This window comes from Brevundimonas mediterranea (assembly GCF_011064825.1).
GTDB lineage: Bacteria > Pseudomonadota > Alphaproteobacteria > Caulobacterales > Caulobacteraceae > Brevundimonas > Brevundimonas mediterranea_A.
In genome coordinates this window covers 2,483,625-2,510,025 of the sequence record NZ_CP048751.1, presented here as the reverse complement: position 1 = coordinate 2,510,025, position 26,401 = coordinate 2,483,625, and the positions used below count along the sequence as shown (strand labels likewise).

The window sequence follows — 26,401 nt, the reverse complement described above, 5'->3', positions numbered from 1 at the left end:
AACGCTGTCAGTCGACAGCGTCGCAGACGCCGGGGGTGGTCGGCAAGGGCAGTTCACCCGTCGTCGCGGGCCGGGCGTAGCTGAGTCCGAAGCCCCGCGCGAACTGCACCACGTCGCCCGCATGTTCGCCGGTGCTGCAGGCCGAACCGGGCCAGGCGAAGGACAGCCGCCCGGCGAAGTCGTAACGACCGCCCGAGAGCACATCGGCCAGCCCCGCGCCCTCGGTGCCGGGCAGGAAGGCCGCGACGAAGGCGTCCGACAGATTGATCAGGTCGTTGGCGTAGGCCGGCCGGCCCGAATACAGCACCGAGACCACCGGCACCCCCTTGCCCGAGACCGCGTACAGCAGCGCCAGGTCGTTGGGGCGACGATGGCTGTACTGGATCGGGGCGGGGAAGCGGACATCCCCGTGATATTCGGCATAGGGCGTCTCGCCCAGCACGACCACGACCTTGGCGAACCGGGTCACGTCCACGCCGACGGCGTCTCTGGAATAGACGATGTTGTCCGCGCCGAACTGCGCTGTGAGAGCCTGCAACAGGGTGGCGCCGGTGGCGAAGTCGCCGTTGACGTTCTCGGTACCCTGCCAAGTCAGAGACCAGCCGCCGGTCTGGTTGGACAGGCTGTCGGCGCTGTCGCCCACGACCAGGATCTTCTCGCCCTGGACCAGCGGCAGGGCGCGGTCGTTGTTCTTCAGCAGGACGACCGACTTGCGCACCGCCTCGCGCGCCAGATCGGTCGCGGCCACGGCCGAGGCCTGCCCGTTGTAGCGGCTTTCCGACGGTGCACGGTCGAACAGGCCAGAGCGCATCTTGACCCGCAGGATCCGCGTCACGGCGTCGTCGATGCGGGACATCGGGATGCGCCCGGCTTCGACGTCGGCGATGGTATTGCCGATGAAGGCCTTCCAGTCCTCGGGGACCATGATCATGTCGATGCCGGCGTTGATCGCCTGGGCGCATTCGGCCTTGGTGCAGCCGGGGACCTGCTCGATCCCGTTCCAATCGGACACGACCAGACCGTCGAAGCCCAGTCGGTCCTTCAGCACGTCGGTCAGCATCTCGCGGCTGCCGTGCATCTTGCCGTAGTCATGACCGGCGGCGACGTCGTTCCAGCTACTGTAGGAGGCCATGACGGTCTGCACGCCGGCCTCGATGGTCGAATAATAGCCGGCGCCGTGGCGATTGATCATCTCGCTGAGGCTCGCACGGGCCTCGCCCTGGTCCTGGCCGTTGAAGGTGCCGCCGTCGCCCATATAGTGTTTTGCCGTGGCGACCACGTCGCCGTCGCCGGTCAGATTCCCTTGCAGCCCGCGCACCAGGGCCTCGCCGTATTCGGCGACCAGCTGAGGATCGCTGGAATAGCTCTCATAGGTGCGGCCCCAGCGGCGGTTCTCGCCCACTGCCAGGGTCGGGGCGAAGACCCAGGTGATGCCGGTGGCCCGCACCTGACGCGCGGTGGCCCGGCCGATCCGCTCAATCAGTTCGGGATCATGGGCGGCGCCCAACCCGATGTTGTGCGGGAAGAGCGTCGCGCCGGAGACGTTGTTGTGCCCGTGGACCGCGTCGGTGCCCCAGATCAGCGGAATCTTCACCGTCATGTCTGCGGCGAGAGCGGCGTCATGATAGCGGTCCGACAGGGCGGCCCAGTCGGCCACGGTCGCATGCTTGTTCATGGCGGGCCAGGCGCCGCCGCCGTTCAGGACCGAGCCGATATAATACTGTGTCACCTCTTCGGGCGTAATGTAGCGGACGTCCGGCTGGGTCATCTGACCCACCTTCTGCGCCAGGGTCATGCCGGCGACGATGCGGGAGATCCGGGCCTCCATGGCGGCGTCGGGCGCGTGGGCCGCAGTCAGGGCCGGCCACTCCGTCCGCTCCTGCTGAGCGGCGGCGCTCATCGGGGCCAGGGCGCATCCGGCCAGCAGCAGCAGCAGCGGGAGAAGCTTGGTCTTGCGGAAGGTCATGGCCGTCTCTCGGTTACAGGTATCGATCAAAAAAAGAGGGCGAGACGGCATGGCCGCCTCGCCCCGGAGGCTAAGGGCTTGGAGAGTGACGCCCTAGAATCGGTAGTTGACGCCGAACAGGAACTGCCGGCCGTACTCTTCATAGGTTTCGGGCAGCGAACCGCCGTCCGCCGTGGTCGTGCCGCCGCTGTCCAGTCCCAGGCGGGTCCGGTAAGGCGAGTTGGTCAGATTGTTGACCTGGAACAGCACGCCGAGGCCTTCCAGCGGGCCTTGTTCGAAGGTGTAGCCGATCTGGGCGTCGATCTGTTCGTCGTCCAGGATTTCGGTGTAGCCGCGCGTGGCGAACAACTGCACGACCTCGCCCTTGAAGGCCTCGCGGAACCGCTTGCTGATCCGCGCCTGGAAGCCGCCGCGCTCGTAGTAGCCGGTGATGTTGTAGACCATGCCCGACAGGCCCGGAATCCGGACCTCCCTTCCCTCCGCATCAGGATTCAAATCCGACTCCGTGAAGGAGATGCTGCCCAGCATTCCCAGACCGTCCAGCGGTTCCCAGACGGTGCCGAAGTTCAGCGCGCCGCTGACTTCCAGCCCCTGCACCGTGCCGCCGTCGCCGTTTGCGGGAAGACTGATCTGGCCAATAGGGCTGATAATCAGACCTTCATCGAGAAGAGCCTGTCCGCCCTTGGGCAAGGGAATTCCGGTGAAGTCGAACGTGCCGTTCTGCACGTAGATGTAGGTTTCCAGGTCCTTGTAAAAGCCTGCGATCGACAGATACGTGGTGGAATCCACATACCACTCGTAGGCCAGATCGAAGGCGTTCGCGCGCCATGGCTCCAACTCCGGATTGCCGCCTGAGGCTGACCAAGGGTTGACCGTCGATCCCTGCGGACAAGCTTGGGTCGAACAGACCAGCGCGTTGAAGCCCGGCGTCACATTGGCCCGCATCTCGTCCATGCGCGGCCGCGCCATGGTGCGCGAGGCGGCGAAGCGAAGACGGTGGCCGCCGCCCAGGTCGTAGATCAGGTTCAGGCTGGGCAGGATGTCCAGATAGTCGGCGCCCTTGGTGACCGAGATCGGATCAATGGGCGCGCCCGGCTCGGTGCCGTTGATGACGACGCCGGTCGATTCCTGGTTCTGAACGACGGCCTGCATGCCCACGTTGCCGCGCCAGCGACCGCCCTCGAAGTCCAGTTTGACGAAGGCCGTGGTGACCTGTTCCTCGATGTCCCAGTTCTTGTCGAAATAGTTGGCGTCGAGGATCGGGGCGCGGTCGTAATAGACGTCGAGCGCCCGGCTCATGTCCACGGCGAGCACGTCGCCGAAGCCTGCCCAGGCCAGCGAAACGGGCGCCTCCAAATATTGGGCGTCGACATAGACCTGCTGGCGGCCGTTCTTCAGGAACAGATCATAGTCGTCGACGCGCTTGGACTTCTCGCGCTTGGCGTAATTCACGCCGGCGGTGAAGGTGTTGAAGAAGCCGTCCATGTCGCGCTGGATCTTCAGATCCGCCGAGCTGATGGTTTCCTCGACGTCCGGGAACCGAATGGCGCCGTCATGGCCCCAGCCGTTCCACGGCGCGCGATCGCCCAGCGTCACCTGAGAGGCGTCCGCATAGTTCAGGCCCTCGGAATAGGTCGGATAGCCGTCGTCGTTCACGGTGAAGTCGATGACGTCCAGGGTCCGGCCGATGTTCGGAGTTCCCGGCGTGACCCCGCCCGTCCCCCGTCCATATCCGGCGTAGGTCTCCAGAATGGTCTCGCGGCGACGGTTGTTCGAATAGGACAGGTCCGCAACGATCCGCGTCCGGTCGTTGATCTCGTATTCGGTGTTCAAACCGATCGAGAAGATCTCGTCTTCGCGGGTGTTGTGGTCGTTTCGGATGATCGGCGTGGCGTTGTGGATCGTACCGCTCCGCCCGATCAGAGAACCGCCCCGGTCTTCGGTCACAACGTCGGTGAAATAGGCGTCGTCAGCCCAGGCGTTGGAGAACCACTGGGCGCCCCGCGTCGTCTCTTCCTGCTCGAACTTGGAGTAGTAGACGTCCAGGGTAGAGTGAAGCTGGTCGGTCGGACGCCATTCCAGGATGCCGATGACGGCGTCCCGCTGGTTCAGACGCGAGGTCGCGAATATCTCCTGGCCGTTCAGCAGCAGAGCAGCATCGGCGCTGTCGGGCTGCACCGACTCCTCGCGTTCGGTTCCGTCCTCGCGAACGCAAACCGTTTGCGGTGCGATGGGCTCGCAGACTCCCCCGAAAGCCTCGTAGCCATAGGCCTTGTAATGCTTGTTCTGCGACGGCGAATCCAGATGCGCATAACCCAGGGCCAGCCCCAGCGTGCCGTCGGCCAGTTGATCAATATAGCTGATCGAGAAGCGACCGCCGTAGTTGCGGACGTCGTCGTTCAGCTTGTCGCCTTCGGTCATCTCTCCGCGCAGGTTCACGGCGAGGGCGCGCTGGCCGAACGCCAGCGGCCGCACGGTCTGCAGGTCGGCCGTGCCCGACAGACCCATGCCCGACACCTCGGCGTCCGGCGTCTTGTAGATCACCACGCCCGACAGCAGCTCGGACGGATACTGGTCGAACTCCACCGCGCGATTGTCGCCCGAGCTGGCCTGCTGGCGACCGTTCAGCAAGGTGGTGGTGAAGTCCGGCGCCAGGCCGCGGATCGAGATGACCTGAGCCCGGCCGTTGACACGCTGCGCCGCCAGCCCCGGCAGACGGGCGATGGATTCGGCGATCGAGACGTCCGGCAGCTTGCCGATGTCCTCCGCGGAGACCGCCTCGACGATGGAGGTCTCCCGGCGTTTGGTGGCGATGGAGTCCGCCAGGCCGCGCCGCAGCCCGGTGACGACGATCTCCTCGACCTCCGTCGCGCCGTCTTCGGTCTGCGACGCCGTCTGGGCGACGGCGACCGCCGGCAGCGCCATGGCCAGCGCCAGGGCCGAGGCCGTCAGATGAAGCGCGCTCGCGCGCGGACGAATTGAATGAAACCCAGCAAATGCGCTGCGCATGTGATCTCCCCTCACGTTTCCCTTGGCGCGGGCCCTTTGAGCCCGGCGTCCATCTCTTTGGCGCCGTATTGGAAGCGCTTCCAACACCATACCGCCTTATTCGTCTTTGGCAATACGAGCTTTAGCGGGGTCCGCTCCACACGTAGGTTGCAGCGCTTGCTGGCGGGAGAGCGACCACAGCCCGCAGCCGGTCTTCGCCGATTTGGAACCGGGCCTCGACGTCAGACGCGTTGAGGACCACCAGCACCCGTCGGCCGTCGGGATTGACGAAACCGACCGCCTCAAGCCCCTCCGGTTTGGAAACGGCGACGCGACGCGCGCCCTGACGCACAAACCGGCTGGCGTGCCCGAAGGCGTAGTATTCCTGGTTCCTCTGAACCGCGCCCGTGCGGCTGTCGATCGTGACCACGCCGCGGCAATCGCTGCATCCGCCGGCGTGGGGGCCATGGTTCTCGTCCAGGGCGATGTTCCACATCAGCACGCCGCGCGCATGGTTCTCGACCGAACCGATGATCAGGGACTTCATCGTCCAGACGAAACTGTCCTTGAAGCCGGACGCCCAGTCGCCCCCCGAGCACTCGGTGAAGAAGACGTCCTTGTCAGGATAGGCGTCGAACACCCGGGACTGGGCCGCCACGTCGCCCGCGTAGCAGTGCCAGGCCACCCCGGAGACATAGGGCCGCGCCACAGGGTCGTTCAGCACGCCCAGGGGCTGCTCCAGCTTGTCCCAGTTATGATCCCAGTCGAGGATCTTCGTCTCAAGACCCGCCCGCTCCAACCGGGGCCCCAGGTCGCGTCCGATGAACCGCGCCCGTCCCTCGGCGCCCCAGCGCATGCCAGGATAGGAGTCAGGCTCGAAGTCCGGCTCGTTCTGGATGCTGATATAGTCGGTCGGCACGCCCGCGTCGGCCGCAGCCGAGATGTAGCGCGTCAGATAGTCGGCGTAGGTGGAATAGTATTCAGGCTTCAGTTCGCCCTGGATCATCGAGCCCGTGGTCTTCATCCAGCCCGGCGCGCTCCAAGGCGTGGCCATGACCTTGAGCTCGGGATTGATCGCCAGCGCCTGGCGCACCGTCGGAAAGACCTCAGCCGCCATGGGTGCAACCGAAAAGCCGGCCAGCGACGGATCCTCGGCGTCCGCCAGACTGTAATGGTTCAGCGAAAAGTCCGACGCCCCGATCGTCACCCGCGTGAAATCGAACCCGAGGCCGCCGTTCTCCCGTCCGAACAGATCACGCAGCAAGGCGTCGCGCTGGGACGGCGTCATTCGAGTCTGGATCAGATGGGCGGTCGCATCCGTCACGGCGGCGCCGAAGCCGACCATGGTTTGCAGCGGCGCGTCGGGGTCGAGGAGAATCGTCGGCGCCCCGGAGCCGGCGACCTCTGCTTTCATCACCAGCCGCTCCGGCGTGAGCAGCCGCGACCGATCGCCCGACGTCACCCAGCCGCCGTCCGGCGCCGATGCGCATCCGGCCGCCGCCAGCGCGGCCAAAGCCATGGCGCAGGCGCTCGCCCACAGCCGATCCCGTCGTTTCATGCCATCCTCCCTACAGGCGTCTCGCACGCGCCCTTTAATTGGAAGCGCTTCCATAATGACGCCGCAGACCGGGGCGTCAAGCGATGACCGTCTTAAGCCTCCCAGGCGCCGGCGGATTCCCGCACGACGACCGAATGGGGCAAGGTGCGGAAGGCCCAATCCCCGCCCCCACCGGTGATCCGCTCGGACAGCAGTCGAACGGCCTCCCCGCCCATGGCCTTCAGCGGCTGATGCACGGTCGTCAGGGGCGGCCAGACGATGGCCGAGACCGGCGTGTCGTCGAAGCCGGAGATCGACACATCGCCCGGCACCTGGAGGCCGCGCGCATGGGCGACCGACAGCGCGCCCGCCGCCATGTCGTCGTTGGCGCAGATCAGCGCCGTGGGACGTGGTGAACGCGCCAGCATTCGCGCGGCGATCAAGCTTCCAGACCGGAAGGTGAAATCCCCGCGTTCCACCGTGAGGGCGTCGTCCGGCAGCCCCACCTCCCGCATCGCCCGCCTCACGCCGTCCAGCCGACTTTCGGCCGACAGGTGCCCGGCGATGCCGCCGAGATAGGCGAGATGGCGATGGCCAAGCTCCAACAGATACCGCGCGATGTCGCGCCCGCCGGCCTCGTCGTCGATGCCGACGGCGTCGACCAGCCCCAGCCCGCCGCCGCCCGGCGAGATGGCGGCCAAGTGTACGCCTCTCGCTCTCAATTGCTGGATCAGGTCGGCGTTGTCCGAGAACGGCGGCGTCAGGATCACCCCTTGGCATCTCTGGTTGAGCGCGATGTCGATCACCTGCTGGATTGCTGCGGGATCGTCCTGCGGTACATGGCGCGTGAACAGCTGAAAGCCCGAATGCAGGCATTGCCGCACCGCCCCCAGTTCCAGCGCCGAGGCGTAGAAGGAGTTGGGCTCCGCATCCAGATCCGATGCGAGAACCAGCGCCAGCATGCGGCTGCCGCCGCCCGCCAGGGACCGCGCCTGCGGATTGACGCGATAGTCGAGCGTCTGCACCGCCTCCAGCACCTTGCGCCGCACCGGCTCCCGGACGTTCGGCCCGCCGTTGAGCACCCGCGATACGGTCGTCCGCCCCACGCCCGACAGACGCGCCACATCGTCGATCGTGGGTTTTCTGGCCGACAGGCCCTGATCCGGTCTCCACATGATCTCTGGATGACCCATGGCGCCGGCGACTGCAAGCAGCCGCAAGCGCTTCCTATCCGCAACACCCAATCCACGCTTCTTTTGGAGGGGCGGGGATCCGCTGAACCCAAATTCGCCCAAACTTGTTTTTGGTGCGGATCTGGGCGCTCTCACTCCGCTGTCTACAGAGCCTAGTATTTCACAGGCTGCAACGCGTGGCGGACAGAGAGGGATTCGAACCCTCGGTAGGCTTTCACCTACACACGCTTTCCAAGCGTGCGCGATCGACCACTCCGCCACCTGTCCGTTTCACGCCACGTCTTGCGCGCCGCCGGAGGTCGATCCGGCGGGAGGCGGGCCTGATAGAACACACTCGCCCCCTCGGCAAGCGCCTCTGACATCCCCATATAGGCGTCGAAGTCATTTTTCGTCCGAGGAGCCCCGATGTTGTTCAAGAAAAGCGCGGAACTGCCCACCGCAGAGACCGCCCTGCCCGGCCGCGCAGAGCCCCTGGCGACCGACGAGGTCCATTATGTCAGCGGCCATCCGCTGAAGGGCCCCTATCCGGACGGGTTCCAGACGGCGATCTTCGGCATGGGCTGTTTCTGGGGCGTGGAGCGGATCTTCTGGAGCCTGCCGGGCGTCTGGGTGACCTCGGCCGGCTATTCCGGCGGGATCACGCCCAATCCGACCTACGAGGAGACCTGCACCGGCCGCACCGGCCATGCCGAGGTGGTCAAGGTGGTGTTCGACCCCAAGGTGATCACCTACGCCGAACTGCTGAAGGCCTTCTGGGAGAATCATGACCCGACCCAGGGCATGCGCCAGGGCAATGACGTGGGCACCACCTACCGCTCGGCCATCTACACCCTGAACGACGAACAACAGGCCGAAGCCGAGGCGTCGCGCAACGCCTATCAGGCGGCCCTGACGGCGGCGGGGCGTGGGACCATCACCACCGAGATCGAACCGGCGGGGGAGTATTTCTACGCCGAGGCCTATCACCAGGGCTATCTGGCCAAGAACCCGGCCGGCTATTGCGGCATCGGCGGCACCGGCGTGGTCTGCCCCATCGGGGTCGGCGTCGAGGCCTGATCCCCCGTTATCGGGCGAAATGTCCTGTGGCCGCCGGCTAGGCGTCGGCGGCCGACAGGCGTAGGGAACGGCGAAAAGGTCCAGGGAGCCCTCATGTCCGACTTCGTCCACCCCGATGAAATTCGCAGCCGTTTCTCGGCCGCCCTGTCCGCCATGTACCGGGCCGAGGTGCCCCAGTACGGCGAGCTTCTGGCCCTGGTGGCCGAGATCAACGCCGGGGTTCTGAAGGCCGATCCGGCGGCGGCGGACCGTCTGGCGGCCTCGGGCGAACTGGCGCGGCTGTCCGAAGAACGTCACGGCGCCATCCGCGTCGGCACGGCCGATGAACTGGCCACCATCGCCCGCGCCTTCGCCGTCATGGGCATGGCGCCGGTCAGCTACTACAATCTGGCGCCCGCCGGGGTGCCGGTCCATTCGACGGCCTTCCGCCCGGTCGATCCGGCCGCCCTGGCGCGCAATCCCTTCCGGGTCTTCTGCTCCCTGCTGCGGCTGGAGCTGATCGAGGACGAGGCCCTGAGGGCGGAAGCCGCCGCCGCCCTGGCCCGGCGCGACATCTTCACCCCCGGCGCCCGCACCCTGATCGAAACGGCCGAGACCGCCGGCGGCCTGGACGAGGCTCAGACCGACCGGTTCGTCTCCGAGCTGCTGGAGACCTTCCGCTGGCACGCCCAGGCGACGGTCAGCGCACCAACCTATGAGCGGCTGGTCGCCGCCCACCGGCTGATCGCCGACGTGGTCAGCTTCAAGGGACCGCACATCAACCACCTGACCCCGCGCACGCTCGACATCGACGCCGCCCAGGCCGCCATGCCCGAACGCGGCATCACGCCCAAGGAGACGATCGAGGGTCCGCCCGACCGCGCCTGCGCCATCCTGTTGCGCCAGACCAGTTTCAAAGCCTTGCAGGAGGCCATCGCCTTCCCCGACGCGGACGGGACGACCCAGGGCGTCCACACCGCCCGCTTCGGCGAGATCGAACAGCGCGGCTGCGCCCTGACCCCTGTCGGCCGGGCCCTGTACGATGCGGCCCTGGCGAACAAGGACTTCTCGGCCCTGCCCGACGACTGGGCCGCCCTGCGCCGGGACGGCCTGGCCTGGTTCCGCTATCGCGCGACGCCCCAGGGCCAGGCGGCCCGCGCCGAGACCGCCGATCTGGAGGCCCTGATCGCCCTGGGACACGTCGTCGCGGAGCCGATCACCTACGAGGACTTCCTGCCCGTCAGCGCGGCCGGCATCTTCCAGTCCAACCTCGGGGCCGAGGTGCGCGAAGCCTATGCCGTCGACCCGGCCAAGGCCGATTTCGAACAGGCCCTGGGCCGGTCGGTGCTGGACGAGATGGCCCTGTATCAGGCGGAGCAGGACGCGTCGATCGCCGCGACGCTGAAGGCCCTGGGACTGACCACGGCGCCGGCCTGAACCTCGAAATCCGTCAACTGTCACTTGACAGTTATCACGCCGGACGTGACATTGCCACGTGGAGATCGAAAGCATCAGGCACAAGGCTCTGCGGCATTTCGCGGAAACGGGAAAAGCCAAGGGTCTGCCCGCCGCGTTGGTAGGCCGGATCACCAATATCCTGGCCTATCTCGACGCCATCGCCACAGAAGATGAATTGCTGGCGCCGCCCAACTTTGGCGCACACCGGCTGACGGGGGATCGCGCGGGCGTCTGGTCCCTGACCCTCACCAGGAACTGGCGGCTCACCTTCCGAATCAACGACGCCCTCGCGGTCGAGGACATGGACTTGGAGGATTATCACTGATGGCTATCCGACTTCATTCCGCCTTCGCCGTCCACCCGGGCGCCTGGCTTCGGGACGAGCTTGTGACGCCCCGGAATCTCAGCGTCACGGCCTTGGCCGACGCGCTCGGCGTGACGCGTCAGGCCGCCAGCAACCTGCTGAATGGCCGGTCGGGCGTTTCCGCCGAAATGGCCATCCGCTTCGAAAAACTGTTCGGCGTCAGCGCCGACACCCTGGTGCGCATGCAGGCCAGGCATGACCTCGCCAAGGCCCGCGCCCACGAGCAGGACATCCGGGTGCGTCCGCTGGCCGCAGCCTGACGAACCCCTCTCCAGATCATACCCGTATTGCCTGACGCCGCGCACCGGATCATAGACGCGGCCGTGCCCCCCTCTGCTCCCTCGTCCACGCGCCGCTATGATCTGGACTGGATCCGGGTCGGGGCCTTTGGCCTGCTGATCCTGTACCATGTCGGCCTGGTCTACGGGGTCTATGGCTGGCACGTGCACAGCGTCCACACCTTCGAGTGGATGCGCGAAGCCATATTGATCACCAATCCCTGGCGGCTGACCCTGCTGTTCCTGGTGTCAGGGGCGGCGCTGCGGTTCATGACCTTCCGGCGCAGTCCGCGCGAGGTGGCGCGAGCCCGGTTCGCGCGACTGGTCCCGCCCCTGCTGTTCGGCGCCGTGATCCTGGTGCCGATCCAGTCGTGGATCGAGGCGATGGACAAGGCCGGCTGGCCCAGCGGCCTGGCGGGTTTCGCCGCCTGGATGGTGCATGAGTTCAGCTGGAGCGGCCTAGCCGACGGGGTTCCGGTCAACCACCTGTGGTTCATCGTCTATATCGCCGCCTACAGCGTCGTCACCGTGCTGCTGTGGCGTCGGCCGGGCCTGATCGACCAGATGGGCGCGTGGCTGGAGAAGGCGCTGGCGGGACCGCGGGTGCTGATCCTGCCGATCCTCTACCTGATCGCCATCCGCATCCTGCTGTTCCCCTGGTTCGGGGTGACGAACATCCTGCACTGGGACTGGTACAATCACGCCCTGTCGCTGGGCGCCTTCGTCTTCGGCTTCTGCATCGTCGGGCGCGAGACGATCTGGCGCGACATGGAGCGGTATCGCTGGGTCGCCCTGGGTCTGGCTGCGGTCGCCCTGCCGGTCATGATGGCCCAGGTCTGGCATCCGGGCGGGCGGGCCTTCTGGGGCGTGCCCAAGGCCATGGTCTATGGCCTGGACCAGTGGGCGACGATCGTCGCCATCCTGGGCTTCGGCAGCAAACATCTTCGGTCGCGCGGCGGACCGGTGCTGAAATACCTGACCGAGGCCACCTTCCCCCTCTATCTGGCGCACCAGACCATCCTGGTCGCCGCCGTCTGGATCATCCGGCCCGCCCGCCTGCCCGTCGGGCTGGAAGCCCTGTCCCTGTTGCTGATCACCTTCGCGGGCAGTTTCGCCGTCTTCGAGGTCGTCAAGCGAATCCCCGCCATCCGCCCCCTGTGGGGGCTGAAGCCGCTGGACGGCCGGCCCTGGCCGGTGGACCTGGCGGCCTTGCGACGCCCGACCGCCCGCTATCACCGCCGCCGGCGTCTGCTGGCCATCGGCGTGGCCGCACCGCTGCTGGCCCTGACGGTGGTGGCCGCCGCCATCGCCGCCTATCCCGGTTTCGACAACGCCACCCAGTATCTGAGCGAACTGGGCGGGGCGACGGCCCCGGCGCCGATCATCTTCAACGGCGGGGTCTTCGTCGCCGGGGTGATGGCGGCCCTGGCGGGGATCGGCTTCGGCCTGGCCGTCTACGCCCTGACGGAAAAGCGGATCGCCGCCGCCGTGATCGCCGTGGTCTTCGTCCTGGCCGGGGCGGGCATGTCGGCCTCGACCCTGTATCCCTGGCCCGATCCGCGCCACATGATCATCAACCTGGCCCTGGGCATCCAGCTGGCGCCGGTTCTGCTGCTGTGGGGGCTGGCGTCGCGCCGGGACGCGCCCCGGCTGAAAATCTTCCTGGCCGCCACTTTTGTCATCATGGCGATTCTGACGGTTGTTACAAAACACCTCGTCTTCCCCGGCACGGTCAACGACGACAATGTCGGCTGGTGGGAGCGCGCCTACGCCATTGTTCTGGTGTGCTGGGTGGGGATCGCGGCCTGGGTTCTGGACCGTAAACTGCTGCAGGACGCGGTGAAATTCCCGCAGCGCCTGCCTGACGCCGCCCCGGCGGTCAAACCTGGGTAAAGATTCCCGATATTTTTTGCCCATATCAACATTGCGTGATTGAAAGTCGCGCGAATGTGATCGACTATAGGGCTCGTGCTGCAATGCAGCGCGCCGCCCCCTTCCTGCCTTCGGAAGCGGGGTCGGTCAACACGGGGGCGTCCAGAGCGGCATGAACAAGCTGGCGATCCGGCCTGTCGAACAGGCTGATTTCGAGACGACGAACCAGGCGGCTCAAGGGCCGTCGTGGTCCTGGCTGCCTGACGAGGCGCCGCTGGCCATGCCGGTTCAATCCTTGGCCGCGCCCGACGCCGTCGCCGATACGACCCCGGCCACCGCCCCGCGCACGGTCGCCCTGCGCCGCCTGATGCTGCTGGCCGGCACCGTGGCCCTGACGGGCCTGTCCGCCATCACCCCCTTCTACCTGTACGCCCGCAAGGGCTGGGACCCGACCGAGATGCTGGCCTTCGGCATCTTCATGCTGCTGATCACCGCCATCTCCTGCTGGTTCGTCAGCGGCCTGATGGGCCTGGCCGTCATGCTGCGCGGCAAGGATCAGGCCGATCTGGCCTTCGCCCCCCACCCGGCCCTGCCGCGCACGCGCACGGCCCTGCTGATGCCGCTGTACAATGAGGACGCCCGCGCCTCCTTCGCCCGTCTGGCGATGATCGACCAGTCGCTGACCCGCCTGGGCGCCGCCTCGGCCTTCGACATCTTCGTGCTGAGCGATTCCACCAAGGAAGAGGCTGCGGCCTCCGAACGTTCGGTCTTCCAGGCCTTCCGCCTGGCCGCCGGCTGCAAGTCCTTCTACCGCCGCCGCTCGGACAACGCCGAGCGCAAGGCCGGCAACCTGGCCGAATGGGTCCGTCGGTTCGGCGGCGCCTACGAAAACATGATCGTCCTGGACGCCGACAGCACCATGGCCGGCGAGACCCTGCTGCGCATGGTCGACGCCATGGAGCGCAATCCCGGCGTCGGTCTGATCCAGACCGCCCCGGTCATCATCAAGGCCCGCACCATCTTCGCCCGCGTATCCCAGTATTCAGTGCGCCTGTACGGCCGCGTCGCCGCTGCGGGCCTGGCCTACTGGACCGGTTCGGAATCCAGCTACTGGGGCCACAACGCCATCATCCGCACGCGCGCCTTCGCGGCCTGCTGCGGCCTGCCCCACCTGAAGGGTCGCAAGCCCTTCGGCGGCCACATCATGAGCCACGACGTCGTCGAGGCCGCCCTGATGCGCCGTGCGGGCTGGGCCGTCCATGTCACCGCCGCGCTGGACGGATCCTGGGAAGAGACCCCGCCGTCGATCACCGACTTCATCCGCCGCGATCACCGCTGGTTCCAGGGCAATCTGCAGCACCTGGGCCTGATCGGCGCCAAGGGCCTGTCGCCGATGAGCCGCCTGCAGCTGGCCATGGGCTGCATGGCCTATCTGTCCTCGCCCCTGTGGCTGGCGTCGCTGATGGTCGGCCTGTTCATCCAGATGTTCTATCCGGTCGACTGGACCAGCTTCTTCTACATCCTGAACCCCCAGTTCACCCCCTTCATGCTGGCCTCCTTCCTGTCGGGCGTGCTGCTGATCGGACCCAAGTTCATGGGCGCCGCCTTGGTCCTCAGCCGTCCGGCCGAGCTGCGGGCCTTCGGCGGGCGTCGCGCCATCGCCAAGGGCATGGCCGCCGAGATCGCCCTGTCGGCCATCCTGGCCCCCATCCTGATGGTCGCCAACACCAAGGCCTTCATCCAGATCCTGTCGGGCCACGACACCGGCTGGACCACCCAGCAGCGCGAGGCCGACGGCCTGGCCTGGTCCGACGCCTTCCGCGCCATGCGCTGGCAGATGGTCGCCGGCGTCGGCTTCATCCTGCCCCTGTGCGTCCGCCCCGACCTGGCCACCTGGTTCGCCCCGATCGTCCTGCCGCTGCTGCTGGCCGCCCCGATCGCGGTCTGGACCTCGCGCGTCCGCTCGGGCGACGCCCTGGCCGCCAAGGGCTTCCTGGTCACCCCGGTTCAGGACGGCGTCAGCGTCAACCCGGCCGTCCTGCACGCGCCGCGCTCGCCCCTGCGGGCGGTCGCCGGCGGCGTCCTGGCCCCGGTCGCAGCCCCGGCCATGGTCCCCGCCCGCGCCCCGGAACTGTAGGTCCCGGCTTTAAGCCAGCGAAAACCGATGCATGGCGGCCACAGCGCCGTCATAACCGCTACGGTCAAGCTCGACGCGCCGGGGCGCAGCCGCCATTTTCGATCCTCAGCTCTGCTGGGGACCCGATTCCATGACCAAGAAAACCGGCGCCGATTCCAAACCCGACCTGCGGCTCGTCGGAACCGAGGCCGCCGTCTATGACCTGATGCGCGCGCCCCAGAGCAACGCCGAACGGGTCAAACGCCTCCAGCTCGAAGCCCACGCCCTGGCCCTGGAGGAGATCGAACAGTTCGAGAAACTGCTGACCCAGGCTGCGGAAAAGGCGAAAGACATCGCCTCGGGCGGCGACGCCTATCCGGTCGGCGTGCGTGAAATCGCTGCGCGCCTCGCCGCCGACCTGCCGCCCCGGGCCGAGACCATCCGCACCATCGTCGGCCGGGTCGGCTAAAAACGGGGAACGGCTCGCCGCCTGGATCGCTCTCCTGAAGAACCCCCCAGTCTTCAGGAGACCCGTCATGGACGACCGCTTCAACGCCCGCGCCGACGACATCGCCGACCAGGAACGCGCCATCCAGCGCGACATCGACGCCAAGGACCAGCAGTCCGGCGGCGATGAAGCCTCCGGCGGCGTCCAGGCCGGCGCCCGCGCCTATCCCGCGCCGCCCTTCCCCAAACAGCACCAGACCAAGCCCGGCGACGAGGCCGCGCTGGACCCGGCCCCGATGTACGACGCCCCCTTCTGGAAGGGCTCGGGCAAGCTTGAGGGTTTCGCGGCCCTGATCACCGGCGCCGATTCCGGCATCGGCCGTTCGGTCGCCGTCCTGTTCGCCCGCGAGGGCTGCGACGTCGTCATCTGCCATCTGGACGAGGACAATGACGCCGAGACCACCAAGGCGGCCGTCGAGGCCGAGGGCCGTCGCGCCGTGGTGCTGAAGGGCGACGTCGCCGATCCGGCCTTCGCAGAGGCGGCGGTGAAGGCCACGCTGGACGCCTTCGGCCGCCTGGACGTCCTGGTGCCCAACGCCGCCTTTCAGGAACACGTCAACACCTTCGAGGACCTGACCTACGAGCATTTCGACCGGACCCTGAAGACCAACCTCTACGGCTATTTCAACATGACCAAGGCGGCGGTCCCGCACATGAAGCCCGGCGGCGCCATCGTCATGACCGGCTCGGTCACGGGGCTGATGGGCAGCCAGGCCCTGCTGGACTATTCCATGACCAAGGGCGGCATCCACGCCTACGCCCGCTCGCTGGGGACGCATCTGGCGCCACGCGGCATTCGGGTGAACGTCGTCGCCCCCGGCCCGGTCTGGACCCCGCTGAACCCGGCGGACAAGGACGCCGAGGCCACGTCGCAGTTCGGCGCCCAGACGGTGATGAAACGCCCGGCCCAGCCCGAGGAAATCGCCCCCGCCTACGTCTTCCTGGCCTCGCCCCAGATGTCGAGCTTCATCACCGGCGAGATCCTGCCCATCATCGGCGGCTATTCGGGCGGCTGAATTGAAGACGCCGCCCCCTCGCGCGAGGGGGCGGCGTCCCGGCCGCGCTGAAAGGTTTCAGGCCAGCACGTCGTCGTAGTCGGGATGCCGCTTGTGCCAGGCGACGGCGTAGCTGCAACGCGGGAACAGTTTCAGCCCCTTCTCCCGCGCATATTCGGCCATCGACTGCATGAAACGGCCGGCCGCGCCCGTGCCGCGCAGCCCCTGCTCGGCCTCGACATGAAGGATCATCCGCGCCCCGCCGCGCACGGCGTAGTCGGCCCAGACCCGGCCATGTCCGTTTTCGCTGTCGAACTCCTGCTCGAAGCGGTTTTCCAGCGTCGCGTCCTTGAACGGTCCCATACTCAACTCCCTTTTGCCTTCAACAGCTTGGGAGGCGGGATGTTCCATCGGCGGATCGCGTCAGATCGGCCGGTTCTGCAGCAGATTGATCAGGCCCAGGACGCTCTTCACGGTGAACCAGACGCTGAGCAGGAACCAGATCAGGACGAACAGCAGCAGGAAGGGAATGCCGACCAGAAACACCGAAGCCAGGGCGCTGACGGCGATGCCGATCCAGGCGGCGATGGTCCACCAGGAGACCGACCAGAACAGGCTGATCTGGGCCTCGATATGCTGGCGCGCCACGCCCACGGCCGTCCCCCGCGCCACATAGGACACGACCAGACCGACCAGAACCAGCACATTGGCGCTGGGGATCGACAGGATGAACAGGGCCCAGGCGATCAGGGCGGCGACCTTGCCTTCCGGCTCCTGGCCTGCAGTGAAGTTCGGCTCGGTCGTCATGATCGTCCTTTCAGAACAGCCAGGTGCGAGGATTGTCGATCGGCCGCCCGGCCTTCAGCCGCATGACGCCGAAGACGCCGCGCGCCAGCACCCACAGGGCCAGCAGGAACAGGACGAAGACGCCGATATTGACGATCACCAGCAGGGCGCCCAGCACCACGGCCACGGCCGCGCTCCACAGGGTGCGCTGCTGATAGATGAAGTGACTGGCGGCCACGGGCTCCTGCGGCCCGTCGCGGCCCGTCACCGCCAGCAGGGCCAGGACGGCCGCCACGCCCAGCGTCGGCACCGCCAGCAGGATCAGCACATAGACGGCGTACAGGCTCATGGGCGCGGTCTGCGGCGCGTTGCGGCCCGCGGGTTCGCGTCGGGGGGGCTGAACGTCCTTGGCCGCCCGCTCGCGCCCCGCCGAAAACCGCGTCTCGCGCGCAGCGGTGAAGGGCTCGGTGCGGTCGAAAGGTCCCGGTTCAGGCCTGGGCTCCGGGCGGGCTTCCGCAGCGAACACAGGCGACACCGGCGCAGGTTCCGGCGGGTCGAACAGGTCCGGCTCACGCTCCAAAGGCTTGGACACAGCGGGCGCGGGCTCTGGCGCTCTGGGACGACCCGCCAGCGACGCGGGCGAGACGAAGCCGACATGGGCGTCGTGATCGTGGTCGTCTTGCGCAGCCCCTGGGCCTGTCGGATCGCCGGGTTCGGCCATGACTCTCGAACGCTTCTCTCACGCCGCAGCAGCGACTGGATTCGCGACCGACAATGGCCGTGCGCGGCCATGGACGCAACCTGACCCTCGCCCTTTCGTCAATCCGGGCAAGGCGGGCTCTGGACGGCGGCGGGGTCTAAAGCAGCCGCCGCCCCGGTCGCGACAGGCTGGCCCCCGGTTCATAGGCCCCCGGCCGGCGCCGCGTCAGGGCCAGGGCGAAGCCCATGGTCAGGCCCATGGCCAGCATGGACGAGCCGCCATAGCTGATGAAGGGCAGGGTCATACCCTTGGTCGGGATCAGGTTCAGGTTCACCGCCACATTGATGCAGGCCTGAAGCCCGATCAGCATGAACAGGCCCGCCGCCGCCGTCTGTTCGAACGGATCGGTCAGCTTCATCGCCCGGCGCATGCCGCGCACCACGATGAAGGCGTACAGGCTGATCATCGTCAGGCTCAGCACCAGGCCGAACTCCTCGGCGCCGACCGAATAGATGAAGTCGGTGTGCAGATCGGGAACATGGCGCTTCATCACCCCTTCGCCGATGCCGCGTCCGACCAGGCCGCCGGCGCGAATGGCCTCCGCTGCGCTGTCGATCTGATGCGTGTCTGTGGTCTCGGGCGAGAAGAAGCGGCTCAGGCGGTCGCGCATGTGGCCGAACACGAAATACAGCGACACCAGGCCCGCCATCCCGGCGCTGGCCAGGACCGCCATCCACTTGAACGGCACCCCGGCCATGAAGAAGACGGCCATGAAGGTGGTGGTGATCAGCAGGGTCTGGCCGATGTCCGGCTGGATCAGCAGCAGGCAGACGGTCAGGGCGTAGAAGCCGAAGGCGATGGTGACGCCGGGCACCCCCTGCCCCTTCTGCGCCTCGGCGAACATCCAGGCGGCGAAGACGATCAGGCCCGGCTTGGCGAACTCGGACGGCTGCAGGCTGAAGGGGCCGAAATTCACCCAGCGGGCGGCGCCCTTCACCGTGTCGCCGATGAAGGGCAGGGCCATCATCACCACAATGGCGCCGAACAGGGCCAGGACGGCGATCCGCCGCACCCCGCGCGGCGACAGCAGCGAACTGGTCAGCATCAGGGTCAGGCCCGCGCCCGAGAAGACCATCATCCGCCAGGAATAGTGGAAGGGATCGGTGATCGATTCATCGGCCAGGATGGCGGCGGGGCTGGAGGCGAAGCTGAGCGCCACCCCCAGGCCCATAAGCGCCAGGGCCGCGCCCAGCAGGCCGCGATCCACGGTCCAGAACCACTGGGCAACCGGGCTCTGGTCGTTGCGCGAGAAGGCGGGGGTGTAGGAGGCGCTCATCGGGCTGTCTCCGGGGTTGCGCCGAGGTTCAGCACGGCGGCGCGGAAGGCTTCGCCGCGCACCTCGAAGTCGGGGTACTGGTCGAAGCTGGCGCAGGCGGGCGACAATAGCACGATCTGGTCGCCGCCTGCGGACGCGGCGTCTGCGGCGGCGGCGACGACGGCGGCGTCCATGGTCTTTGAGATGACGTGGGGCGTGTCGCCGAGGGTGGCGGCGAAGGCTTCGGCCGCCTCCCCGATGAGATAGGCCTTGGCCACGCGCGGGAAGAGATCGGCCAGGTCGTCGATGCCGCCGTCCTTGGGCTTGCCGCCCGCGATCCAGAAGACCTTGGGATAGGAGGCAAGGGCCTGACGCGCGGCGTCGGCGTTGGTGGCCTTGGAATCGTTGATGAAGCGAACGTGGCCGATATGGCCGACGGCCTCCATCCGGTGGGCCAGGCCGGGGAAGGTCAGCAGGCCTTTGACCACCGTCTCCTCGGGAATGCCCATGTCATTCACGGCGAGAAAGGCGAAGGCTGCGTTCTGGGCGTTATGCCGACCCGGCAAGGAACGAGCCTTCGACAGATCGACGATGGGGGCGGGACGACCGCCCGCATTATAGGTCAGCCAATCGTCCATCAGATACATGCCGAGGTCGTCATCCATCGGCCGCTCGACCGAGACAGGATCGACAGCTCTCCCCTCCGCTTTCAGTTCCTGCCAGATGGCGAAGCCGTAGGGATCGTCAATCCCCACATAGGGCGCGGTCTTTCGCGACTGGAATATACGCCGCTTGGCGGCGACATAGCCCTCCATCCCTCCGTGACGGTCCAGGTGATCGGGGCTGATGTTGGTCAGGATCGCCGCGTCGGGCGCGAAGCCGGTCGTCAGGTCCAGCTGATAGCTGGAGACCTCGATCACATAGACGGCGCCCGGCGTCGGCTCGGGCAGGGCCAGGACGCCGATGCCGATATTGCCGCCGACATGGACGGTCAGACCCGCCTGCTGCAGCACCCATCCGATCAGGGCAGTGGTCGTGGACTTGCCGTTGGTGCCGGTGATGGCGATCACCCAGGGACGCCGGCCTTCCGGCAGGGCGTCCAGCGCGCGGGCGAACAGTTCGATATCGCCGACGACCGGCACGCCCGCCGCGCGCGCCTTGTCCACGGTCCAGTGCGGCTTGGGATGGGTCAGGGGTGCGCCGGGCGAAAGGACGAGGGCGGCGAAACCGGACCAGTCGGCGGTCGTCAGATCCTCAACCACGAAGCCCTCGGCCTGGGCCTGAAGCCGGCCCGAGACGCCGTCGTCCCACAGGATGGGCGTGGCGCCCCCGGCCTTGAGCGCGCGCGCGGCCGTGATCCCCGACCGTCCCAGGCCGAAGACCGCGACCCGCCTGCCCTCGAAACCGGGAACGGGGATCATCTCTGCCCCCCGTCATCCTCGGGCTCGACCTGAGGATCGGAGGATCCGCCGCTGGTGCGAACGGCCAGGCGCACAGCCCGACCGGCGCCCGATCCTCGGGTCAAGCCCGAGGATGACGGAGGATGGGGGAGCCCGCTCATCTCAGCTTCAGCGTGGACAGGCCGATCAGCGCCAGCGCCCCGGCGATGATCCAGAAGCGGATGACCACGGTCGACTCCGGCCAGCCCATCTTCTCGAAATGGTGGTGGATCGGGGCCATCAGGAAGATGCGTTTCTTGGTCAGCTTGTAATAGCCGACCTGGATCATGACCGAGGCGGCCTCCATCACGAACAGGCCGCCGACGATGCCCAGCACCAGCTCATGCTTGGTCGTGACCGCGATGGCGCCCAGGGCCCCGCCCAGGGCCAGCGAACCGGTGTCGCCCATGAAGATCTTGGCCGGCGGGGCGTTGTACCAGAGGAAGCCCGCGCCCCCGCCGATCATGGCGGCGCAGAAGATGGCCAGTTCGCCGGCGCCCGGCACATGGTGGACCTGAAGATACTGGGCGAAGACGAAGTTGCCGGCCAGATAGGCGATCAGGCCGAACGCCCCCGCCGCCATCATCACCGGCACCGTCGCCAGTCCGTCCAGGCCGTCGGTCAGGTTCACGGCGTTGGAGAAGCCGACGATGGTGAAGGCGGCGAAGGCCACATAGAACCAGCCGATATTCAGCAGCACGGCCTTGAAGAAGGGGAAGGCGATCGAGGTCTCGAGCCCCGGCGAGGTCGGCGAGACCTTCATCCACAGCACGGTCAGAACGCCCGCGATCACCGCCACCACCGTCTGGGCCGCCAGCTTCTGTTTCGAGGTCAGGCCGGCCGAGGTCTGTTTCGTCACCTTGGCGTAGTCGTCGATGAAGCCCAGCACGCCGAAGGCCGCCGTCACGCCCGAGACGATCCAGATATAGGGATTGGTCAGGTCGCCCCACAGAAAGACCGCGACGCCGATGCCCGCCAGGATCATCAGCCCGCCCATGGTGGGGGTGCCGACCTTGGACAGGTGGGACACCGGGCCGTCGTCACGGATCGGCTGGCCCTTGCCCTGTTTGGCGCGGATCCAGTTGATGAACCGGCTGCCCATGGCCGCCGCCACGATGGCCGCCGTCGCCAGGGCCAGGGCCGCGCGGACGGTCTGGTACTGGATCAGGTTCAGCAGCGGATACTGGTGCGCGACGTCGGCGTAATAGAGATACAGAAGGTAGAACATGCGGGGGTCTCTATCGGGTCGCGCGCGGCGCGTCTGGGCTTGAAGAGGCGGTTTGCAGGTCGGCCAGGGCCCTGGCGATCAGGGACGCCCTGGATCCGTTCGATCCCTTGACCATGACGATATCGCCGGCCTCCGCCAGCGCGGACGCCTCCGCCGCGAGTTCGACGGCGGTTTCGCGCCACAGGCCGCGTCGCGAGGCTGGCAGGGCGTCGTACAGGCGCCGCATCTCGGGGCCGGCCGCATGGACCAGATCCAGACCGGCGGCCTCGATCGGCTGGGCCAGACCCTCGTGCAGGGCGTGGCTCTGGTCGCCCAGTTCCAGCATGTCGGTCAGGACCACGATCCGCCGGCCGGCCGTCGGGCGAGCGCCCAGGCTCTTGAACCCGGCGGTCATCGACAGGGGATTGGCATTGTAGCTCTCGTCGATCAGGGTGAAGGCGCCGCCGGGCACGGCGACCGTGCGCGTCTGGCCCCGCCCCGCCAGCGGCTGGAAGCCGGCCAGGGCCTGAAGCCCCGTCTCCAGCGCCACGTCCAGCGCATCCAGCATCAAGAGGACGCACAGGCTGTTCAGTCCCCAGTGGGCGCCGGACTGGGCCAGCCGGTAGTCGATCCGCCGTCCGAACAGCTCGGCCGCGACCGCCGCCCCTTCGGCGTCCGGGCGGAAGTCCAGCAGCCGGGCGTCGTGGCCCGGATCGGTCCCGAAGACGACCAGCCGCGCCCCGACCGCCCTGGCCGCGTCGCACAGGACGCCGGAGAAGGCCACGTCGCCGTTCGCGACCGCCGTCCCGCCGGGAACCAGGCCCTGAAAGATGGCGGCCTTCTCGCGCGCCACCCCCGCCTCGCCGTCGGCGAAGGCCTCGATATGGACCGGACCCACGGTGGTGACGCAGGCGGCGTGCGGGGCGACGAAGCGCGACAGGGGCGCGATCTCGCCCGGCGCGTTCATGCCGATCTCGAACACGGCGCGCCGGGTCTCGACCGGCATCCGCGCCAGGGTCAGGGGCACGCCGATATGGTTGTTGTAGCTCTTGATCGAGGCGTGGGCAGGCCCGGCGAGATCCAGGCCGGCCTTGATCGCCTGGGTCACGCTGGTCTTGCCGACGCTGCCGGTGACGGCGCCGCGCTTCACATGAGGCGCCCGCTCGCGCGCCGCGACGCCCAGGGCTTCGAGCCCGTGCAGGGTGTCGGGCACGACGACAGAGGCCCCGCCCTCGACCGGCCGTTCGACCAGGGCCGCCGCCGCGCCCGCCGCAAAGGCGTTCGCCGCAAACTCATGCCCGTCGCGCGCGCCCTTCAGGGCCAGGAACAGGTCGCCGGCCACGATCTCGCGGCTGTTGTAGGTCAGGCCCGTGATCGGGCGGTCGTCGCCGTGCAGCACGCCGCCCGTGGCGGCGGCGACTTCGGCGGCCGTCCAGAGCGGGCGGGCGGTGGATTCAGGCATTCAGCGACAGGGCCTCGGACGCGACGGTGGCGTCGTCGAACGGATGAGTCGTCCCGCCGACGATCTGGCCCTGTTCATGCCCTTTTCCGGCGATGACCACCACATCCCCGTCGCGCATCATTTCGATCGCCGCCTCGATGGCCGCGCGACGGTCGCCGATCTCCAGCGCCTCGGGGCAGCCGGCGCGGACCTGGGCGCGGATCGAGGCGGGGTCTTCGCTGCGGGGATTGTCGTCGGTGACGATGGCCACGTCGGCCAGACGGCCGGCGATCTCGCCCATCAGGGGCCGTTTGCCGCGATCCCGGTCGCCGCCGGCGCCGAAGACCACGATCAGCCGGCCCGTCGCATGGGGCCGCAGCGCGGTCAGCACCGTCTCCAGCCCGTCAGGCGTATGGGCGTAGTCGACATAGACCTCGCCGCGTCCCGTCTCGGCGGCGATCCGTTGCAGGCGGCCTTGCGCGCCGGTCAGGCCTTCCAGGGCGCTGATCACCTCGTCAGGACGGTCGCCGGCCGCGATGCACAGACCCGCCGCCACCAGGGCGTTCGAGGCCTGGAAGGCGCCGGCCAGCGGCAGCAGGATGTCGCGGACATCGCCGCGCACGTCCAGGGTCAGGCGCTGGCCCTCCGGCGTCGCCTGGCGGCCGATCAGGGCCAGGTCGCGCCCGCGCTCGCCCACCCCCATCACGCCCAGCCCGGCCATGATCGAGGCGGCGGCGAAGGCGGAATAGGCGTCGGAATCGGCGTTCAGCACCGCCGTCCGCCCGCGCGGCAGCAGGGCCTCGAACAGACGCATCTTGGCGGCGCGATAGTCGTCCATCGTGCCGTGATAATCGAGGTGGTCCTGGGTCAGGTTGGTGAAGGCGGCCGCCTTCAGCGCCACCCCGTCCAGACGCCGCTGGTCGATGCCGTGGGACGAGGCCTCGACCGCCACATGGGTCACGTCCTTGGCGGCCAGCTCGGCCATCAGGCGCGCGGCCTCGGCGGCGTCGGGGCTGGTCAGGCCGGGGCCGGTCAGGGCGTAGGTCCTGTCGCCCTTCTGGCCGACGACGCCCAGGGTGCCCATGCTGGCCGACTTGTGGCCCAGGCCGGCCCAGATCTGGCGGCAGAAGGCGGCGACCGAGGTCTTGCCGTTGGTGCCCGTCACCGCCACGCAGGTCCTGGGCTGGGCGCCGTAGAAGCCGCGCGCGGCGATGGCGTAGGCCCGGCGCACGTCGCCCGAGGTCACCAGCACCGGCGCGGCGCTGTCCGGCGTGTCGGTCGGCGCCAGCACGGCGGCCGCCCCCTGGGCCAGGGCCTGGGGAATGAAGGCGCGGCCGTCCGCCGCCGTGCCCGGGAGGGCGACGAACAGGGCGCCGGGCGCGACCTTGCGGCTGTCGGAGGTCACGCCGGTGATGATCGGATCGCTGGCCACGTCGCGGCGCAGCAGATCGGACAGGTGCAGGGCGCTCACAGGCCGTCTCCCTGCACGTCCTGATATTCCGGAATCTTCTCGCCGGTCGCCGTGCGCCAGCGGTCGGCGCGGCGCTCGACGCCCAGGAAGCCGGCGATCCGGTCAGCGACATTGCGCACCGCGGGCGCGGCCACATAGGCGCCGGTCTTGGGATAGGTTCCCGGCTCGTCCATCAGGATGAAGACGGCGTAGCGCTTGGCCTCCAGCGGCCCGTCGACCGGGAAGACGGCGGCGAAAGACCCCAGCGCACGGCTGGGATCATAGCGGCCGTTGACCAGCTTGTTGGCCGAACCCGTCTTGCCCCCGACCCGCAGGCCCGGCGCATCGGCGAACCCGCCCGACCCCTTGACCACATTGCTGCGCATCAGCTCCAGAATGGCGCGCGAGGTCTCCTCGGTGACGATCTGGTGCGGCTGGGCCCCGCGCGCGCCGCCGCGACGCAGGGACAGCGGCACCATCCGCCCGCCGTTCGTCAGCGCGCCCATGGCCTGAACCATCTGGGCCGGGGTGATCATGATGCCGTAGCCGAACGACAGCGAGGCCAGGGTCGAACTGTCCCAACGGCGCGGCACGACCGGACGCGCCGATTCCTTCAGCTCGATCCCGGCGGCGTCCAGCAGGCCCAGACGGCGGAAATAGTCGCGCATCGTGTCCGGCCCCATCTGCACCGCCAGCTGCGACGTGCCGATGTTGGACGAGTGCAGATAGACTTCCTCCAGCGTCATCACCCGGTTCTGGGCGTGGAAGTCCTTAATCTTGCGGTCGCCGATCTGGAAGGCCTGCGAGGCGTCGAACAGGGTGTTCATGTCGGCGCGACCGGTGTCGAGCCCGGCGGCGACGGTGAAGGTCTTGAACACCGACCCCATCTCATAGTGGCCCGAGACGGCGCGGTTCAGCGTCGCCCCGTCGGGCGCGGCGCCGCGATTGGACTGGCTGAAGTTCGGCCAGCTGGCCATGCCCAGGACCTCGCCGGTCTGGACGTCGGTGACGATGCCGACCGCGCCCTTGGCCTGGTTCTTGACGGCGGCGGCGGCCAGTTCGTTCTCCAGCACGCCCTGAACGCGCAGGTCGATGGACAGGGGGAAGCTCTCGCCCCGCTGACCCGCCGCCCGGATCTCGTCGTTGAACGCCAGTTCGGCGCCCGAGACGCCCTGGCCGCCCGTGTCCGCATCCCCGATCAGATGCACCGCCGAGGTTCCCAGCGGATAGGCGCGGCGGTCTTCCGGCTCGAATGTCACGCCGCCCAGGGCCAGGTCGTGAACCGCCGCCTTCTCCTGGGGCGTCAGGCCGGTCAGCACGATCAGGCGACGGTCCCCGTCCAGCACCCTGCGCAGCCGCGCCGCCTGCAATCGCGGCAGGGCGCGGCGCAGCTGACGGAAGGCCAGGTCGCGATCCCAGATCTCGGCCGGGTCCAGATAGAGGCCGTAGTGGACGATATTGGTCGCCAGCAGTTCGCCGTTGCGATCGGTCAGGTCGCCGCGCACCAGGGCGTCGGGATTGGCCCCGGCCCAGCGGCCGCCCGCCTCGCCGAACAGAGCCTTGTACGAGGCGCCGATGGCCAGACCGGCGAAGACGCAGGAGAAGACGATCAGGATCAGGAAGATGCGGACCCGCGTGTCCTCTTCGGGCCGCCCATCGGCGCGCGCCCGCTCGAATCCGTGCTCCAGCCGCCAGACCAGCTCCGACAGGCCGCGCCAGAAGGGCGACAGCCGGCCCTGCAGGTCCATGCCCGG

At 68.0% G+C, this 26,401-nt stretch carries 21 protein-coding genes and 1 tRNA gene; 8 read left to right on the top strand and 14 right to left on the bottom strand.

Annotated features, from left to right (window positions below; genetic code table 11):
- Nucleotides 1-7 precede the first annotated feature (7 nt).
- The 5 genes from GYM46_RS12275 to GYM46_RS12255 all read right to left on the bottom strand — a co-directional run bounded on the left by GYM46_RS12275 (nt 8) and on the right by GYM46_RS12255 (nt 7,951).
- Nucleotides 8-1,966: a glycoside hydrolase family 3 protein gene (locus tag GYM46_RS12275; protein WP_008261605.1), complete on the bottom strand. Its 1,959-nt coding sequence runs from the start codon at nt 1,964-1,966 to the stop codon at nt 8-10.
- Nucleotides 1,967-2,059: 93 nt separating this feature from the next.
- On the bottom strand, nt 2,060-4,975 hold the full coding sequence (locus GYM46_RS12270) for a TonB-dependent receptor (protein ID WP_008264324.1): 2,916 nt from the start codon (nt 4,973-4,975) through the stop codon (nt 2,060-2,062).
- Nucleotides 4,976-5,096: 121 nt separating this feature from the next.
- Nucleotides 5,097-6,512, bottom strand: coding sequence for a glycoside hydrolase family 30 protein (locus tag GYM46_RS12265; protein ID WP_008264341.1), 1,416 nt, complete (start codon nt 6,510-6,512; stop codon nt 5,097-5,099).
- Nucleotides 6,513-6,604: 92 nt separating this feature from the next.
- Nucleotides 6,605-7,684: a LacI family DNA-binding transcriptional regulator gene (locus GYM46_RS12260; RefSeq protein ID WP_008261754.1), complete on the bottom strand. Its 1,080-nt coding sequence runs from the start codon at nt 7,682-7,684 to the stop codon at nt 6,605-6,607.
- Nucleotides 7,685-7,861: 177 nt separating this feature from the next.
- A tRNA-Ser gene (locus tag GYM46_RS12255) sits at nt 7,862-7,951 on the bottom strand.
- 138 nt (nt 7,952-8,089) lie between these two features.
- Here GYM46_RS12255 and msrA point away from each other — a divergent pair.
- The 8 genes from msrA (at nt 8,090) to GYM46_RS12215 (ending at nt 16,330) form a co-directional block, all read left to right on the top strand.
- Entirely contained in the window at nt 8,090-8,740 is a 651-nt protein-coding gene (msrA, locus tag GYM46_RS12250) for a peptide-methionine (S)-S-oxide reductase MsrA (protein WP_008262798.1), read from the top strand.
- Between the two features lie 93 nt (nt 8,741-8,833).
- Nucleotides 8,834-10,156, top strand: coding sequence for a VOC family protein (locus tag GYM46_RS12245; RefSeq protein ID WP_008261448.1), 1,323 nt, complete (start codon nt 8,834-8,836; stop codon nt 10,154-10,156).
- A gap of 58 nt (nt 10,157-10,214) precedes the next feature.
- A complete protein-coding gene (locus GYM46_RS12240; protein ID WP_008260460.1) occupies nt 10,215-10,502 on the top strand; it encodes a type II toxin-antitoxin system RelE/ParE family toxin in 288 nt (95 codons plus the stop codon).
- Nucleotides 10,502-10,801, top strand: a complete 300-nt coding sequence (locus GYM46_RS12235; RefSeq protein ID WP_008259525.1) for a HigA family addiction module antitoxin — start codon at nt 10,502-10,504, stop codon at nt 10,799-10,801. Before GYM46_RS12240 ends, GYM46_RS12235 begins: the two co-directional genes overlap by 1 nt.
- A 63-nt stretch (nt 10,802-10,864) precedes the next feature.
- A complete protein-coding gene (locus tag GYM46_RS12230; RefSeq protein WP_198004295.1) occupies nt 10,865-12,712 on the top strand; it encodes an acyltransferase family protein in 1,848 nt (615 codons plus the stop codon).
- Between the two features lie 151 nt (nt 12,713-12,863).
- On the top strand, nt 12,864-14,828 hold the full coding sequence (mdoH, locus tag GYM46_RS12225) for a glucans biosynthesis glucosyltransferase MdoH (protein ID WP_008262960.1): 1,965 nt from the start codon (nt 12,864-12,866) through the stop codon (nt 14,826-14,828).
- 130 nt (nt 14,829-14,958) lie between these two features.
- Nucleotides 14,959-15,276, top strand: coding sequence for a hypothetical protein (locus GYM46_RS12220; RefSeq protein ID WP_008263590.1), 318 nt, complete (start codon nt 14,959-14,961; stop codon nt 15,274-15,276).
- A gap of 67 nt (nt 15,277-15,343) precedes the next feature.
- A complete protein-coding gene (locus GYM46_RS12215) occupies nt 15,344-16,330 on the top strand; it encodes an SDR family oxidoreductase (protein ID WP_008261767.1) in 987 nt (328 codons plus the stop codon).
- Nucleotides 16,331-16,387: 57 nt separating this feature from the next.
- Here GYM46_RS12215 and GYM46_RS12210 read toward each other — a convergent pair whose 3' ends face one another.
- From GYM46_RS12210 to GYM46_RS12170, 9 genes are all read right to left on the bottom strand, one after another.
- A complete protein-coding gene (locus tag GYM46_RS12210; protein WP_008260942.1) occupies nt 16,388-16,672 on the bottom strand; it encodes a GNAT family N-acetyltransferase in 285 nt (94 codons plus the stop codon).
- A gap of 60 nt (nt 16,673-16,732) precedes the next feature.
- A complete protein-coding gene (locus tag GYM46_RS12205; RefSeq protein WP_008261355.1) occupies nt 16,733-17,116 on the bottom strand; it encodes a hypothetical protein in 384 nt (127 codons plus the stop codon).
- Between the two features lie 10 nt (nt 17,117-17,126).
- A complete protein-coding gene (locus tag GYM46_RS16845) occupies nt 17,127-17,816 on the bottom strand; it encodes a DUF4870 family protein (RefSeq protein ID WP_008260020.1) in 690 nt (229 codons plus the stop codon).
- Nucleotides 17,817-17,952: 136 nt separating this feature from the next.
- Nucleotides 17,953-19,131 (bottom strand): FtsW/RodA/SpoVE family cell cycle protein, encoded by a 1,179-nt coding sequence (locus tag GYM46_RS12195; RefSeq protein WP_008262287.1) that lies wholly within the window; start codon nt 19,129-19,131, stop codon nt 17,953-17,955.
- Nucleotides 19,128-20,531, bottom strand: coding sequence for a UDP-N-acetylmuramoyl-L-alanine--D-glutamate ligase (gene murD / locus GYM46_RS12190; RefSeq protein WP_008261777.1), 1,404 nt, complete (start codon nt 20,529-20,531; stop codon nt 19,128-19,130). The genes GYM46_RS12195 and murD overlap by 4 nt, the downstream gene beginning before the upstream one ends.
- Nucleotides 20,532-20,667: 136 nt before the next feature.
- Nucleotides 20,668-21,777, bottom strand: a complete 1,110-nt coding sequence (gene mraY / locus GYM46_RS12185; protein WP_008259852.1) for a phospho-N-acetylmuramoyl-pentapeptide-transferase — start codon at nt 21,775-21,777, stop codon at nt 20,668-20,670.
- A 10-nt stretch (nt 21,778-21,787) separates the two neighbouring features.
- Entirely contained in the window at nt 21,788-23,218 is a 1,431-nt protein-coding gene (locus GYM46_RS12180; protein WP_008262827.1) for a UDP-N-acetylmuramoyl-tripeptide--D-alanyl-D-alanine ligase, read from the bottom strand.
- Nucleotides 23,211-24,668, bottom strand: coding sequence for a UDP-N-acetylmuramoyl-L-alanyl-D-glutamate--2,6-diaminopimelate ligase (locus tag GYM46_RS12175; RefSeq protein WP_008261843.1), 1,458 nt, complete (start codon nt 24,666-24,668; stop codon nt 23,211-23,213). The genes GYM46_RS12180 and GYM46_RS12175 overlap by 8 nt, the downstream gene beginning before the upstream one ends.
- Complete coding sequence (locus GYM46_RS12170) at nt 24,665-26,395, bottom strand: peptidoglycan D,D-transpeptidase FtsI family protein (RefSeq protein WP_232216286.1); 1,731 nt, start codon at nt 26,393-26,395, stop codon at nt 24,665-24,667. The genes GYM46_RS12175 and GYM46_RS12170 overlap by 4 nt, the downstream gene beginning before the upstream one ends.
- Between the last annotated feature and the right edge of the window lie 6 nt (nt 26,396-26,401).